We start from the raw sequence: 13,832 nt of genomic DNA, 5'->3' as shown, positions 1-13,832 counted from the left end.
CGCCCCATGGGTGACGCACCAGGAGAATGCGCATACAACGCGCCATCGGCGAAGGGGGCTTTCAGGGGCGAATCGCGTGGAGGCCCGTCGGTCGAGTAGCGTTGCCGACCATGCGTCTCGTCATTGCCCGCTGCTCCGTCGACTACGCGGGCCGGCTCACCGCCCATCTGCCCTCGGCACCCCGTCTGATCCTCGTGAAGGCTGACGGCAGTGTCTCGATCCACGCGGACGACCGGGCGTACAAACCGCTCAACTGGATGTCGCCTCCGTGCACCCTCAAGGAGGGGAGCGGTGACGAGGCCGGTGTCTGGACGGTCGTCAACAAGGCGGGCGAGAAGCTCATCATCACCATGGAGGAAGTCCTCCACGACTCCTCCCACGAGCTCGGCATCGACCCCGGCCTGATCAAGGACGGTGTGGAGGCCCACCTCCAGGAGCTCCTCGCGGACCGCATCGAAACGCTGGGCGAGGGCTACACGCTGGTCCGGCGCGAGTACATGACGGCGATCGGCCCGGTGGACATCCTGTGCCGGGACGCCTCCGGCGCGACCGTGGCCGTGGAGATCAAGCGGCGCGGCGAGATCGACGGCGTCGAGCAGCTGACCCGCTACCTGGAACTGCTGAACCGCGACCCGCACCTGGCCCCGGTCCGGGGCGTGTTCGCGGCGCAGGAGATCAAGCCGCAGGCGAAGGTGCTGGCGACGGACCGCGGCATGGACTGCGTGGTTCTGGACTACGACGCCCTGCGCGGCATCGAGGACGACAAGCTCCGCCTGTTCTGACGGGTTCCGGGCCGCCCGGCCGCCCCCGCCGCCCTACGGGGTGACGGGCGGCGGGACGGTCTCCGGGGCCGACGCGGACGGGGAGACCGACACCGACGGGGACGCGCTCGACTGCGTGGGCGTCGGGTTCGCGGACGTCACCGGCGGCGAGACCGACGACGGCGGCTGGGACTTCGGCGGGGTCGAGGACGGCCGCCGCGACGGGGACCTGCCCGGGGTGCTCTGGGCGGTGCTCTCCCCCGGAGCCGGGGATTCCGAGGTCGCGGGCGCCACCGGCGGCTGTTCGGCCGGGTCGGTGGTGCCGGGCGCCGAGGACGGGGCGACCCGCGTCGGGTTCCCCGACACCGCGGGACCCTTCGCCGGGGGCGCGGTGTCCTCGGAGCTCATGGCCAGGCTCACCACGGTGCCCAGTGCCACCACCGTCAGCGCACCGGCCGCGGCCAGCAGCGCCTTGCGGCGGCGGCCGTGGTCCGCGGCGGGCCCCGCGACGGGCTCCGGCCGGGGGGCGGCGACCGGCTTCGGGTCCAGCGGGAAGGCGTCCTCGAACACCGCCGACAGCGTGGTGGGCGTCTCCGTACGCCGCAGCACGGGCACCACGGGGGTCACCCGCGTCACCGCCTCCGGCGAGACCGGCACGGGCAGGGGCGACGTCACCCCCGCGGCACCGGCGGGACGGCCCGGCTCCTTCGCACCCCCAGGACCACCCGCAGCACCCCGGCCCCCGCCGACGCCGGGGCCACCGACGCCGGGGCCACCGACGCCGGGGCCACCGACGCCGGGGCCACCGACTCCGGGACCGCCGACACCAGGACCAGCGACACCGGGGCCGCCGACAGCGGGCCCGCGCAGTGCAACCCCGCCACCGGTGCCACCGGCCTGGGCAGCGCCGCCCGCACCCGTCCAGGCCGCCGCGAGGCCGGCCGCACCGGCGCCACCGGTCGCGCCGCCCGGCCCGGCCGGAGCAGCGTTCCCCGCCGCACCGCCCGCGCCGGCACCGCCCGCACGGCCCGCCGCGCCCTCGCCGTCGGCCGCTCCCGGCCCGCGCAGCACGACCCCGCCCGCGGGTCCGGCCGCGCCGCCCGGCCCGGGGAGGGCGGCGGCAGCAGCACCGGGCTCACCCGCAGGACCGCCCTCGCCCGCCCAGCGCGCCGGGAGGGCCGGAGCGGACTGGCCCGCGGGGCCGCCTGCGGCCGCCGGAGCCTCCAGGCGGAGCGGCGGCGACGACGACACCCCGGCCGCCTCTCGGTCCACGACCAGCGCCAGCGCGCGCCGCCCGGCCACCGTGCCCCGCTTGTCGGCCAGCGCGCCGCGCAGCCCGATCGAGGTCTCCAGCTCGGCCCGTGCCCGGTCCAGCCGCCCCTCGCACAGGGCGAGCACGCCGAGTTCGTGGTGGAAGTACGCCTGTTCGGCGACCTCCCCCGCCTTGCGCGCGGCCTCCGCGCCCGCGCGCAGCACGCGCTCCCAGGCCTCCCAGTGCAGCGAGGCGGCGAACGCCGGGGCCGCGGTGCGCGCGAGCAGCACGGCCGCCACCACGTCCGCACCGGCCAGCGCGGCGAGTACCGCCTCCGCCTCCACCGCGACCCGCTCGGGGGTCACCGACGCGTGCCCGGTCCACCAGGCGTAGTGCCGGGCGGCCGTACGGGCCTCCTCGGCGGCGGTGTCCCCGTACCCGGCCTCCTCCAGCTGGCGTGCGACGCCTTCGGCGAGCCGGTAGCGGGCGCCGACCGGGGTCAGCAGCCCGCAGGCGAGCAGTTCCGCCACGGCCGAGTCCGCGTGGGTGTCCCCCACCAGCGCCGGCAAGTGCGTGTGGTGCGGCATCTCGCCGCCGAGCGCGCACGCGATCCGCAGGGCGGCCCGCGCCGACTCGCTGACCCTCGAGGCCAGCAGCTCGGCCGGGGCCGCGCCCTCGGCCAGCGTGGGCAGCGGAACGTGCGCACCGTCGCGCGGGCGCTCCTCGAAGACGCCGGGCTCGTCCTCGAAGTCGTCCGCGTCGCTGTGGTTGAGCTCGTCGCGCTGCCGCAGCAGGGCGGCGGCCTGCACGAAGCGCAGCGGCAGGCCCTCGGAGGCGAACCGCAGGTCGGCCGCCCAGGCGGCTTCCGGCTCGGTCAGCGGGCGTCCGACGCCCGCCTCCAGCAGCGCCGTGCAGCCGGCCTTGCCGAGGCCGCCGAGGAAGACCTCTTCGAGGTGCGCGTCGTCGCCGGGGGCCTTCGTCTCGGGGGTCGCGGCCAGCAGGTAGGCGCACTCGGGGGTGGCGCGCAGCAGTTCGTCGAGGGCGTTGCCGCCCATGTCCAGGTCGTCGAGGAGGACGATGGCGCCGATCTCGCGGACGCGGGCGAGGAGCGTGATCCGGTCGGGCCGCTCGCGCGGGGCTTCGTACACGGCCGAGTAGAGCGCCTGGAGGAGTTCGCCGGGCTGCTGGTGCCCGTGGCCGGAGAGCCGTACGACGCCGTCGGGCGCGAGGTTCGCGCAGCGGGCGGCGACCGCGTCGAGCAGGGCGGTGCGGCCGGATCCGGGGGGCCCGGTCAGCCGTACGGAGCGGCCGCGGCCGAGCATCCGGACGAGGCGCTCGCGCTCCTCCTCGCGCTCGAAGAGGGGCCGGACGGGTATGGGCGGTCCGGGCAGTGCGGGCGGGCGGGCGGCGGCGTCCCGGGCGGCGCGGGAGGCCGCGTCGCGCTTGGCGGGGCGGCTCGCCCCGCTGCCGGGGCGCAGCGGCTCGATCTCGCTGCCGTCGACGGGGTTGACGGCCAGGGTGAACTCGCCGGCGGTCAGGCTGACGAGCCGCGCGGCGGGCGCGGACGCCGGAGTCCGGGCGGACCGCCCGGCTGCCCCGGACCGCTCCTCCGGATCGGTCTGCCCCTGCGTAAGGTCCATGACCAAGTCCCCCGATCGCGCTGCGCGCCGTCGCCGTCTTCCCGCCCGGCCTTCGCACACGCCGCTCTCGCTACTGGTCCGGTTTCCGCCCGAACCCTAGACGGTGGCCGGTCGTGCGGGGAACCGCAGGGGTGCCATCACCACCGGACCGTTACGTTTCCGCAGGAAATGTGCAGGTGGCAGGCTTGGGGGTCGCGGCGGGTCAGACCCGGGGAAGGGACTCCGCCTCCAGGCCGCCCTCGATCGCGAGGATCCGGTGCAGCCGGGTCGCGACGAGCAGCCGCTGCATCTGGGGCGGCACCCCGCGCAGGACGAGGCGGCGTCCGGTCCGGCCGGCCCGCCGGTGCGCTCCCATGATCACGCCGAGTCCGGTGGCGTCCCACGAGTCGAGTCCGGTGAGGTCGAGCACGAGGTCGCCGTGGCCGTCGTCGAGGGCGGTGTGGAGGGCCGTACGGGCGTCCGCCGCGCTGCGCACGTCGAGGCGGCCCCCGACAGCGAGTTCGGCGTGGTCGCCCCTGATGTGCATGTGTGCTCCCGGCATTACCGCGTACGTATGGTCCGATTGGTCCGTGGTCGGCAACTCTCACTGCAACTGACTGCCTTGCGGGCAGGGAAGTTGCCGACCGTGAGCGAACCGATACCTAATTCACCCCGACGGGTGATGGCATTCGAACGGTGGTGCTCAGTGGCCGGACCCGCTGGGCCCGGCCGGGGCCCGGCGGCTCAGTGCTTGTAGAAGCCCTGTCCGCTCTTGCGGCCGATGTCACCGGCGTCCACCATCCGGCGCATGAGCTCCGGCGGCGCGAACTTCTCGTCCTGCGACTCGGTGTAGATGTTGCTGGTGGCGTGGAGCAGGATGTCGACGCCGGTGAGGTCGGCGGTGGCCAGCGGGCCCATCGCGTGTCCGAAGCCCAGCTTGCAGGCGATGTCGATGTCCTCGGCGGAGGCGACGCCCGATTCGTAGAGCTTTGCGGCTTCGACGACCAGGGCGGAGATCAGACGGGTCGTCACGAAACCGGCGACGTCGCGGTTGACGACGATGCAGGTCTTGCCGACGGACTCGGCGAAGGCGCGGGTGGTGGCGAGGGTCTCGTCGCTCGTCTTGTAGCCGCGGACGAGCTCGCAGAGCTGCATCATCGGGACGGGCGAGAAGAAGTGCGCGCCGACGACCCGCTCCGGACGCTCCGTCACGGCTGCGATCTTGGTGATCGGGATGGCGGAGGTGTTGGAGGCGAGGATCGCGTCCTCGCGCACGATCTTGTCGAGGGCGCGGAAGATCTCGTGCTTGATCTCGATCTTCTCGAAGGCGGCCTCGACGACGATGTCCACGTCGGCGACGGCGTCGAGGTCGGTGGTCGTCGTGATGCGGGCGAGCGCGGCCTCGGCGTCCTCGGCGGTCAGCTTGCCCTTGGAGACGAACTTGTCGTACGAGGCCTTGATCCCGTCCGTGCCCCGGGTCAGCGCCGCGTCGGTGACGTCGCGCAGCACGACGTCCCAACCTGCCTGAGCGGAGACCTGAGCGATTCCGGAACCCATCAGCCCGGCACCGATGACGGCGAGCTTCCCAGCCACTGCACACCCCAAGTTTTCGATTGGACCCCGGCCCCGTCAGGGCCCGGTCTCGTAGCCACTCCGGCGGAGACTAGCGCCCGGGCGGCGCGGAGTGACCGCGAAGTAACACGCGTCACGTCTCAAATGACGGACATCACACCGGTCCGGCCCAGCAGCCGTGCGCTGCCTCACAGTTCATGCGTCGCAGGTGCCGGCGTCCGTGTCGGCATACGTGTCGGCGCCGTCGTCCCCCAACCGGCGGGCCGGCTCGCGCAGCCGGACGCCGACGGCCGCCACCGCGCCCGTAATTTCCCCAGCGGCCCCGTCTACGCTGGCCGCATGGTGAACCTGACGCGCATCTACACCCGTACCGGCGACAAGGGCACGACCGCCCTCGGCGACATGAGCCGCACGGCCAAGACCGACCTGCGGATCTCCGCGTACGCCGACGCCAACGAGGCCAACGCGGCCATCGGGACGGCGATCGCGCTCGGCGGCCTGTCCGTGGAGGTCGTCAAGGTCCTGGTCCGCGTGCAGAACGACCTCTTCGACGTCGGCGCGGACCTGTGCACCCCGGTCGTCGAGAACCCGGAGTACCCGCCGCTGCGCGTGGAGCAGTTCTACGTCGACAAGCTCGAGGCGGACTGCGACACCTTCCTGGAGCAGGTGGAGAAGCTGCGCAGCTTCATCCTCCCCGGCGGCACCCCGGGCGCGGCCCTGCTGCACCAGGCCTGCACGGTGGTCCGGCGGGCCGAGCGCTCCACCTGGGCGGCGCTGGAGGTGCACGGCGAGGTGATGAACCCGCTGACCGCGACCTACCTCAACCGCCTGTCCGACCTGCTGTTCATCCTGGCCCGGGTGGCCAACAAGGAGGTCGGCGACGTGCTGTGGGTGCCCGGCGGCGAGCGCTAGTTGCTCCGACCGGAACACTGGAGGCTCTGCGGCACGGGAGCCTTTTTCGGCCAGATCGTGTACGTGGCGGCGATCAGGGCGTGGATGCCGACCGCCCGCAGGGCGCCGTACTGCCACGCCTTGAGGGAACTGACGTCCCCGGCCTCGCCCACGTACCAGATGGCGGCCTGGAGCAGGCCGAGGGCCACGGCCGCGCCGACGACCGTACGGATCCACAGCTTCCACTCGTGGACCGCGCGGGCCTTCCCGTACCCGGCGCCGGGCGGCTTCGGTCCCCCGGCCAGCCGGTAGCCGGCGTGGCCGTCGAGCCACTTCACCGTGTAATGGCCGTAGGCGACGGTGTAGCCGATGTACAGGGCGGCGAGGCCGTGCTTCCAGTCAGGTTCGGCACCGTTCTTCAGGTCCAGCGTGGTCACCACCAGCAGGACCAGCTCCATCAGCGGTTCGCACAGCAGCACGGCCGCGCCCAGCCGGGGCATCCGCGCGAGGTAGCGCAGGGCCAGGCCGGCGACCAGCAGCACCCAGAAGCCGACCTCGCAGGCGATGATCAGCGTGACGATCACGGAACTCTCCCTCCACCAGGTTCCCGGTTCCCTCCCAGGCTCCCGTCCCGCCGGGCCGCTCGCGTCGTCGCCGCTGACGACCCGTGGCTGCACCCTTCGATGTAGCCGCGCCTCGGCCCCTGCGCCGACGTGCGCGGCCCGCACACCCTGTTGGATGGGTCCGTGACCACGAAGAGCCTGCGCCCCCACCGCGACGACGTCCTGCTGGCGGTGTTCAGCGTGCTCGTCGGCCTCGTGTTCTGGTCGCTCGGGATCTACAGCAACGGCAGCCGGCACCTCCTGCCCGACTGGGCCGCCCTGGTGCCCCTCGTGGCCCTCGGTTCCATGGAGCTGCTGCGCCGCACCAGGCCGTCGCTGACCCTGGCCGTCGGGACCGCCGGGGTGATCGCCGACCAGTTCACGGTCGGCAGCCTCGCCACCGTCGTGATCTTCACCGATCTGATGTACGCCGCCGTCGTCTACGGAAAACCGTCCACGGCCCGGCGGCTCCCGGTCTCCACCGGGCTGATCACCGTCATCGTCACCATCGCCTCGGTGGCCTGGCTGCGCACCCCGCAGGCCCTGCTGATCGGCGTGATCACCGGCATCGTGTGCTTCGCCCCGGCGCTGACCGGCGCCACCCTGCGCAACCACCGCGAGGCCGCCGAGGCCGCCCGGCTGAGCGCCGAGCAGACCGCGCTGCTGGCCGAGATGGACCGCAGCCAGGCCGTTGCCGCCGAGCGGGCGCGGATGGCGCGGGAACTGCACGACATGGTGGCCAACCACCTCTCCGCCATCGCCATCCACTCCACCGCCGCGCTCTCCATCGACCGGGCGGAGACCAGCCGGGACGCGCTCGGGGTGATCCGGGAGAACAGCGTGCAGGGGCTGGCCGAAATGCGACGGTTGATCGGGCTGCTGCGCGACGCGGGGGCGGAGCAGGAGGCGGCCGCCGTGCCCTCCCTGGACGGGCTGGAGGCCCTCGTGGAACAGGCCCGGACGAATGGATCGGCGAGCGGGCTGGACTTCGTGCTCGCCGACGAGCGGCCCCCCGGCCGGGCCCTGCCGGCCCCGGTGGAGCTGGCGGCGTACAGGATCGTCCAGGAGTCGCTGACCAACGCCGTCAAGCACGCCTGCCCGGGCACGGTCACGGTCCGCGTGGCACGCACCTCCGACGCGCTGACGGTGGCCGTGGACTCCCCGTACGGGGAGCGACCCGGCCCCCGCGCGCCGGGTTCCGGGGCCGGGCTGGTCGGCATGCGGGAGCGGGCGGAACTGCTCGGCGGGGAGTTCACGGCGGGCCGCAGCGGAGCGGCGTGGCAGGTGCGGGCGACACTGCCCGCGGAGATGGAGGTGGTGGAGGCATGACCATCCGGGTGGTGGTGGCGGAGGACCAGAGCGCGGTGCGGGCGGGGCTGGTGCTCATCCTGCGCAGCGCGGGCGACATCGAGGTGGTGGGCGAGGCCGCCGACGGGGAGGAGGCGGTGCGCCTGGCCCGGGAACTGGGGCCGGACCTCGTGCTCATGGACGTGCAGATGCCGCGGCTCGACGGGGTGTCGGCGACCCGCCAGGTCGTCTCGGAGGGCCTGGCGGACGTACTGGTGCTGACCACCTTCGACCTGGACGAGTACGTGTTCGGGGCGCTGCGGGCAGGCGCTGCGGGCTTCCTGCTGAAGAACGCGGAGGCGGCGGAGCTGATCGGGGCCGTACGGACCGTGGCGCGCGGGGAGGGCCTGATCTCCCCGGCGGTGACGCGGCGGCTGATCGCGGAGTTCGCGGCTCCGGCGCGCCCGGCGAGGCCCGCCGCACCGCCCGCCCTGGAGACGCTGACCCGACGGGAGCGCGAGGTGCTGTCCTGCCTGGGCGAGGGGCTGTCGAACGCGGAGATCGCCGTAAGGCTGGACATGGCGGAGGCGACGGCGAAGACGCATGTGAGCCGCCTCCTGGGCAAGCTGGAACTCCGCAGCCGCCTCCAAGCGGCCGTACTGGCGCAGGAGTTGGGCCTCTAGGTGCGGATTCCGCCGCCCGTGGTCACTGGCCGGGCCGGCCGTCGGGCGGTGGCTGGGGTGGCGGCACCACGGGCTGAGGCTCGACGGGCTGCGGCACGAGCGGCTGAGGCTCGGGGGCCACGGGCTCGGGCTGCTGGGGCTCGGGGTGCGCGGGCTCGGGCTGCGGCGGCACGGCCGGCGGAGGTACGACCGGCTCCGGGTGCTGGGGCTCGGGCTGCGGCGGGGCGACCGGAGGAGGCACGGGGTGCTGGGGCTCGGGGTGCGCGGGCTCGGGCTGGGGAGGTACAGCCGGCGGGGGCGCGACCGGCTCCGGCTGCTGGGGCTCCGGGTGCTGGGGCTCCGGCTGCTGGGGCTCCGGCTGCTGGGGCTCCGGCTGCGGCGGGGCGACCGGGGGAGGCACGACCTGCGGCTCCGGCGGCTGCTCCACGGGCGGCTGCTCCGCCGGAGGTGGCACCACGGGCGGCTGCTCGGCCGGAGGCTGCTCCGCCGGAGGCGGCAGCACAGGAGGCCGCTCGGCCGGAGGCTGCTCCGCCGGGGGCTGCTCGGCCGGCGGTGGCTGCTCCGCGGGCGGGAGCTCGCCCGGCGGGTGTTCGCCCGGCGGCACGACCGGCGCCGGCGCGGTCGGGGGGTGGTCGGGGGCGGGTGCGTTGGAGGCGCTCCACGCCCAGGCACCCGCACCCGCGAGCACGAGCACGCCGACCGAGGCGATGATCCCGGGCACGCCGCCCGGGTAACCGCGGACGACCGCAGCACCAATAGCAGCGACGCCTGACCTCGCCGCGGTGAGCAGGGCTCCCGCGGCGGAGAAGATCGACGCTCCGGCGTTCCTGAGCGGCGGCCAGACGACGTTCACGACGTTCACCACGCCGTTGCGCACCACGCGCACGCCCTGCACGAACCCGTTCGCTCCCTTGTCCACCACGCCCCTGACCCACTGGACGGGGGCGCTGCTCCAGAGGCGCTGCGCGAGCGACGCCAGACGGCTCGGTTCCGCGCCCCCCGCCGCCTCACGAACCTCTTCAGCCGCTCCCGCAGCCTCGCCCGCAGCGGCGCGCAGCTGGCTCACCTGCTGGTACACCTGCCGGTTTTGCTGTGCCCTCTCGAACACCGCCCGCGCGTTCGCGAGCTCCTTGCGCTTGTCGATCAGGTTGTCGCTGGCCTGGCCCGTCAACCTCTCGGCATCGCGCATCATGACTCTCGCCGGGTCGTCGCCGGGCAGCTGGGAGAGGCGGGAAACCCTTGCACTGTTGTGAGCGAACTGCTTCTCGAACCACGCAACGTCTTTCTCCAGCTCAGGAATCAGCTGCTTGGCCTGCCGCGATCCCTGAGCGATCTTCAAAGCGACTGTTCGCAGCTGACCCGGGTTGAGCGCTTTCAACTCCTCAGGAGTGAGGTTCATGTCCTGCAGCTGCTGAGCCGACATCCGCATGAGTTCTTCGGGGGTCATGACACATCACCTGGATGAGCCGGCCGTCCCGGCCGGCGCCCTGTCTGTGGGGCCGGTACCGCCCACCGGCCGGCCGAACCGTTCCCCCGTGGTCACGTCGGTCAGCACCACACCCCGCAGCGGCTGCGGGGAGGGGACCACGACGATCATCCTGCCGGGTTCGAATCCGGCCCACTGCGGCCCGGAGTAGACCGGCCTGTCGACCACCACCGGCTCGAGCAGCGGATTGCCGCCGTCACATCGCACGCGCGGCACCCCGTACCAGTCCAGCAGTACGGCCGTGCCGTCCTGCAGTACCGCCTGGTGCGGCACCGCCCGGCCGTCGTGATAGCGGTGGTCCGTGACCCGGGTGTCCTCGGTAAGCAGCGCCGGGGTGAGCCACTTCACGTACCGGGGGATGTCGGCCGCAGCCATGCCGAGGGCCCCGGCCCACGCCTGGCCGCGGCCCTGGTTCCGGCTCAGGAAGTCCACCAGACGGCTCGGGTCGCAGGCGGCACCCTTCCGGACCCCGCCGAAGAGGCCGGACTCGTTCCCGTAGTGGCTGGTCACGGCCACGTTCCCAGGGGTCCGCGGGCCGTCCGCAGCCGCGTGGTCGGCGCCGCCCGCCGTACGGGCGGGCGTGGCACTGGCCAGGGACGGGGTGAACGGATCGCGGCCCGGCGTGCCGGCCGGCTGCAGGAGGATCTCCCCGTGCTGCTGCTGGGCCTGCCTGCCGAGGAAGAACAGGCCGGCCGACAAGGCCGCCGAGACCAGGCCGACCACGACCAGGACCCGGCGTGGCCACTGGCGGTGCGGACCTGTCGGCGCCTTCCCTTCGGGCAGAGATGGGGGTGACGGGGGTGACGGCGGGGGCGGCGGTGGCGGCGGCGCCTCGGACAGCGGGCCGGGAGGAGGCGCGGAAGGCTCGGTGGACGCGGATCCGATCCGACGAGGATCCGACATGGACGACACATCCCACGTGTTTGCGCAATCCACGTTTCGCCGCCCGCCGAGCAATGTCAAGCAGCCCCCGCCCGACCCGCCCGGCCCCTTCACGCCGGCCCCGCACCGGTCTGGACCTCTTGACGGTTGGTCCAGACCTTTCTAGTCTCACCGCAACACTGTGGTGAGCGTGCCATGACAAAGCGTGCTCACGGGCGGCGCAGGTCCCACCCCCATGTCGACGTCGGCCCCACGACGGAGACGGACCTACGGAGGAGCACCCTTGAGCACAGCATCCCCACCCCGCACCAGGCGCAGCCGGTTCTTCACCAGAGTCGCGGCCGTCGTAGCCGCCCTCGCCGTGCCCGTCACCGGGCTCGTCGCGCTCGCCGGGCCGGCCCAGGCCGCCGCTTCCGCGACCGCGACGTACACCAAGGTCTCCGACTGGGGCACCGGCTTCGAGGGCAAGTGGACGATCAAGAACACCGGCACCACCACGATCAGCTCGTGGACCGTCGAGTGGGACTACCCCGCCGGCACCGCCGTCACCTCCGCCTGGGACGCCACCGTCACCAGCTCCGGCACCCACTGGACCGGCAAGAACGTCGGCTGGAACGGCACCCTCGCCCCCGGCGCCACCGCCAGCTTCGGCTTCAACGGCACCGGCGGCGGCTCCCCCAGCGGCTGCAAGGTCAACGGCGGCTCCTGCGACGGCACCACCCAGCCCGGTGACACTCCCCCCACCGCACCGGGCACCCCCACCGCGACCGGGGTCACCGAGACCTCGCTGACCCTGAGCTGGGGCGCGGCAACCGACGACAAGGGCGTCAAGAACTACGACGTCTACCGCGGCGGCGCGAAGATCGCGACGGTCACCGGCACCACGTACGCGGACTCCGGCCTCACCAAGGCCACCGCCTACACCTACTCCGTCACCGCCCGCGACACCATCGACCAGACCGGCCCCTCCTCCGGCAGCCTCACGGTCAGCACCACCGGCGGCACCACCGAGCCCCCGCAGCCCGGCGGCCCGGTCAAGCTCGGCTACTTCACCGAGTGGGGCGTCTACGGCCGCAACTACCACGTGAAGAACCTGGTCACCTCCGGCTCGGCCGCGAAGATCACCCACATCAACTACGCCTTCGGCAACGTCCAGAACGGCGCGTGCACCATCGGTGACGCCTACGCCGACTACGACAAGGCCTACACCGCCGACCAGAGCGTCGACGGCGTCGCCGACAACTGGGACCAGCCGCTGCGCGGCAACTTCAACCAGCTGCGCAAGCTGAAGAAGCAGTACCCGAACATCAAGGTGCTGTGGTCCTTCGGCGGCTGGACCTGGTCCGGCGGCTTCGGCCAGGCCGCCGCCAACCCGGCCGCCTTCGCCCAGTCCTGCTACAACCTGGTCGAGGACCCGCGCTGGGCCGACGTCTTCGACGGCATCGACATCGACTGGGAGTACCCGAACGCCTGCGGTCTGTCCTGCGACACCAGCGGCGCGGCCGCGTTCAAGAACCTGATGTCGGCGCTGCGCACCAAGTTCGGCGGCTCCAACCTGGTCACCGCCGCGATCTCCGCCGACGGCTCCAACGGCGGCAAGCTCGACCTCGCCGACTACGCGGGCGCCGCACAGTACGCGGACTTCTACAACGTCATGACGTACGACTTCTTCGGCGCCTGGGACGCGAAGGGCCCGACCGCCCCGCACTCCCCGCTCACCTCCTACACCGGCATCCCGATCGCCGGCTTCAACTCCGAGGCGGCCATCACCAAGCTCAAGGGCAAGGGCATCCCCGGCTCCAAGCTCAACCTCGGCATCGGCTTCTACGGCCGCGGCTGGACCGGCGTCACCCAGGCCGCACCGGGCGGCACCGCCACCGGCCCCGCGCAGGGCACCTACGAGCAGGGCATCGAGGACTACAAGGTGCTCAAGAGCAGCTGCCCGGCCACCGGCACCGTCGCCGGCACGGCCTACGCCAAGTGCGGCAGCAACTGGTGGAGCTACGACACCCCCGCCACCATCGCCGGGAAGATGACCTGGGCCAAGCAGCAGGGCCTGAAGGGCGCCTTCTTCTGGGAGTTCAGCGGCGACACCACGAACGGTGAGCTCGCGAACGCGATCCACACCGGTCTCCAGTAAAGGACGGAAGCCGGGAAGACGGGTCCGCCCCCGTCTTCCCGGCTTCTCCACGCCTGCGATCGATCAGGCCACGTTCACCCTCCCCCAGACTTCGTCCGGGGGGACCCCAGCCAACGGGCAAGGAATTTTTACGCGACATTCACCCGTTGCCCGGGCGGCGCGGCCTCCAGCCACGCGAGGAACCCGGTCAGCGCGTCCTCGCTCATCGCGAGCTCAAGGCGGGTCCCCTGGTGGAGACAGCCGAGCACGACGGCGTCGGACAGCAGGGCCAGCTCTTCCTCGCCCTCGGGCGCGCGGCGCGCGATCACCTCGATGGAGGCCCGTTCCAGAACCCGGCGCGGGCGGTGCGAGTAGCTGAACACGCGGAACCACTCGATGCGGTCACCGCCGTAGCGGGCGACCCCGTACACCCAGCCCTTGCCGGAGACGTCGGGCTCCTCGGCCACGCCCCAGCGCAGGCTGCAGTCGAAGGTCCCGCCGGAGCGCTGGATGAGCCGGCGGCGCAGCCCGAACACAAACAGCCCGATCACCACCAGGGCTACGACCAGGCCGCTCACAAGCAGAGCGAGGAGCATCTTCACCGACCTCCTCGCTCATCGAATACAGACGAAAAACAGACCTGCATCGCCTCAGCCGCGACCCGCTCCGGAAAATTCC

General features: G+C 73.0%; 12 protein-coding genes. 5 read left to right on the top strand and 7 right to left on the bottom strand.

From position 1 onward, the window contains the following. The first annotated feature begins 110 nt into the window (after positions 1-110). Complete coding sequence (gene nucS / locus ACIGFK_RS21585) at positions 111-782, top strand: endonuclease NucS (protein ID WP_376658830.1); 672 nt, start codon at positions 111-113, stop codon at positions 780-782. 33 nt (positions 783-815) lie between these two features. Here the strand turns inward: nucS and ACIGFK_RS21580 are convergent, their stop codons facing one another. From ACIGFK_RS21580 to ACIGFK_RS21570, 3 genes are all read right to left on the bottom strand, one after another. Next, positions 816-3,653 (bottom strand): ATP-binding protein, encoded by a 2,838-nt coding sequence (locus ACIGFK_RS21580; RefSeq protein ID WP_400053161.1) that lies wholly within the window; start codon positions 3,651-3,653, stop codon positions 816-818. 202 nt (positions 3,654-3,855) lie between these two features. Continuing rightward, a complete protein-coding gene (locus ACIGFK_RS21575; protein ID WP_030153791.1) occupies positions 3,856-4,179 on the bottom strand; it encodes an STAS domain-containing protein in 324 nt (107 codons plus the stop codon). 197 nt (positions 4,180-4,376) lie between these two features. Next, complete coding sequence (locus ACIGFK_RS21570) at positions 4,377-5,225, bottom strand: 3-hydroxyacyl-CoA dehydrogenase family protein (protein ID WP_030708166.1); 849 nt, start codon at positions 5,223-5,225, stop codon at positions 4,377-4,379. 318 nt (positions 5,226-5,543) lie between these two features. Here ACIGFK_RS21570 and ACIGFK_RS21565 point away from each other — a divergent pair, with 318 nt between their 5' ends. Then, entirely contained in the window at positions 5,544-6,116 is a 573-nt protein-coding gene (locus ACIGFK_RS21565) for a cob(I)yrinic acid a,c-diamide adenosyltransferase (RefSeq protein WP_376658950.1), read from the top strand. Here the strand turns inward: ACIGFK_RS21565 and ACIGFK_RS21560 are convergent. Further along, positions 6,113-6,679 carry a hypothetical protein gene (locus tag ACIGFK_RS21560; RefSeq protein WP_376658949.1) on the bottom strand — a complete coding sequence of 189 codons (567 nt, stop codon included), beginning with the start codon at positions 6,677-6,679 and terminating at the stop codon, positions 6,113-6,115. The two genes, ACIGFK_RS21565 and ACIGFK_RS21560, sit on opposite strands and share 4 nt — an antisense overlap. 162 nt (positions 6,680-6,841) lie before the next feature. On the opposite strand from ACIGFK_RS21560, the gene ACIGFK_RS21555 reads away from it, so the two are divergent. Further along, positions 6,842-8,026 carry a sensor histidine kinase gene (locus ACIGFK_RS21555; RefSeq protein ID WP_400053158.1) on the top strand — a complete coding sequence of 395 codons (1,185 nt, stop codon included), beginning with the start codon at positions 6,842-6,844 and terminating at the stop codon, positions 8,024-8,026. After that, positions 8,023-8,667 carry a response regulator gene (locus ACIGFK_RS21550; RefSeq protein WP_376658947.1) on the top strand — a complete coding sequence of 215 codons (645 nt, stop codon included), beginning with the start codon at positions 8,023-8,025 and terminating at the stop codon, positions 8,665-8,667. Before ACIGFK_RS21555 ends, ACIGFK_RS21550 begins: the two co-directional genes overlap by 4 nt. Positions 8,668-8,689: 22 nt before the next feature. Here the strand turns inward: ACIGFK_RS21550 and ACIGFK_RS21545 are convergent, their stop codons facing one another. Together ACIGFK_RS21545 and ACIGFK_RS21540 are read right to left on the bottom strand one after the other, a co-directional pair. Then, positions 8,690-10,114 carry a hypothetical protein gene (locus ACIGFK_RS21545; RefSeq protein ID WP_400053156.1) on the bottom strand — a complete coding sequence of 475 codons (1,425 nt, stop codon included), beginning with the start codon at positions 10,112-10,114 and terminating at the stop codon, positions 8,690-8,692. Positions 10,115-10,120: 6 nt separating this feature from the next. Then, the gene (locus ACIGFK_RS21540; RefSeq protein WP_376658945.1) at positions 10,121-10,876 is read right to left on the bottom strand and encodes a DUF6777 domain-containing protein; all 756 of its coding nucleotides are present in this window, start codon (positions 10,874-10,876) and stop codon (positions 10,121-10,123) included. Between the two features lie 394 nt (positions 10,877-11,270). On the opposite strand from ACIGFK_RS21540, the gene ACIGFK_RS21535 reads away from it, so the two are divergent. After that, positions 11,271-13,175: a glycosyl hydrolase family 18 protein gene (locus tag ACIGFK_RS21535; RefSeq protein ID WP_376658944.1), complete on the top strand. Its 1,905-nt coding sequence runs from the start codon at positions 11,271-11,273 to the stop codon at positions 13,173-13,175. Positions 13,176-13,303: 128 nt separating this feature from the next. On the opposite strand, the gene ACIGFK_RS21530 is transcribed toward ACIGFK_RS21535, so the two are convergent. After that, positions 13,304-13,750 carry a DUF2550 domain-containing protein gene (locus tag ACIGFK_RS21530; RefSeq protein ID WP_376658943.1) on the bottom strand — a complete coding sequence of 149 codons (447 nt, stop codon included), beginning with the start codon at positions 13,748-13,750 and terminating at the stop codon, positions 13,304-13,306. Between the last annotated feature and the right edge of the window lie 82 nt (positions 13,751-13,832).

The sequence above is a fragment of the Streptomyces sp. NPDC085524 genome (genome assembly GCF_044541755.1).
Taxonomy (GTDB): Bacteria; Actinomycetota; Actinomycetes; order Streptomycetales; family Streptomycetaceae; genus Streptomyces.
The sequence above is the reverse complement of the archived record's forward strand: the minus strand, read 5'-3'. Positions and strand labels throughout refer to the sequence as shown.

What these genes read in the sequence shown, in the direction of transcription:
- ACIGFK_RS21530 (WP_376658943.1), bottom strand. Translation starts at nt 13,750, where the DNA reads ATGCTCCTCGCTCTGCTTGTGAGCGGCCTGGTCGTAGCCCTGGTGGTG.
- nucS (WP_376658830.1), top strand. Translation starts at nt 111, where the DNA reads ATGCGTCTCGTCATTGCCCGCTGCTCCGTCGACTACGCGGGCCGGCTC.
- ACIGFK_RS21565 (WP_376658950.1), top strand. Translation starts at nt 5,544, where the DNA reads ATGGTGAACCTGACGCGCATCTACACCCGTACCGGCGACAAGGGCACG.
- ACIGFK_RS21575 (WP_030153791.1), bottom strand. Translation starts at nt 4,179, where the DNA reads ATGCACATCAGGGGCGACCACGCCGAACTCGCTGTCGGGGGCCGCCTC.
- ACIGFK_RS21550 (WP_376658947.1), top strand. Translation starts at nt 8,023, where the DNA reads ATGACCATCCGGGTGGTGGTGGCGGAGGACCAGAGCGCGGTGCGGGCG.
- ACIGFK_RS21545 (WP_400053156.1), bottom strand. Translation starts at nt 10,114, where the DNA reads ATGACCCCCGAAGAACTCATGCGGATGTCGGCTCAGCAGCTGCAGGAC.
- ACIGFK_RS21580 (WP_400053161.1), bottom strand. Translation starts at nt 3,653, where the DNA reads ATGGACCTTACGCAGGGGCAGACCGATCCGGAGGAGCGGTCCGGGGCA.
- ACIGFK_RS21535 (WP_376658944.1), top strand. Translation starts at nt 11,271, where the DNA reads ATGTCGACGTCGGCCCCACGACGGAGACGGACCTACGGAGGAGCACCC.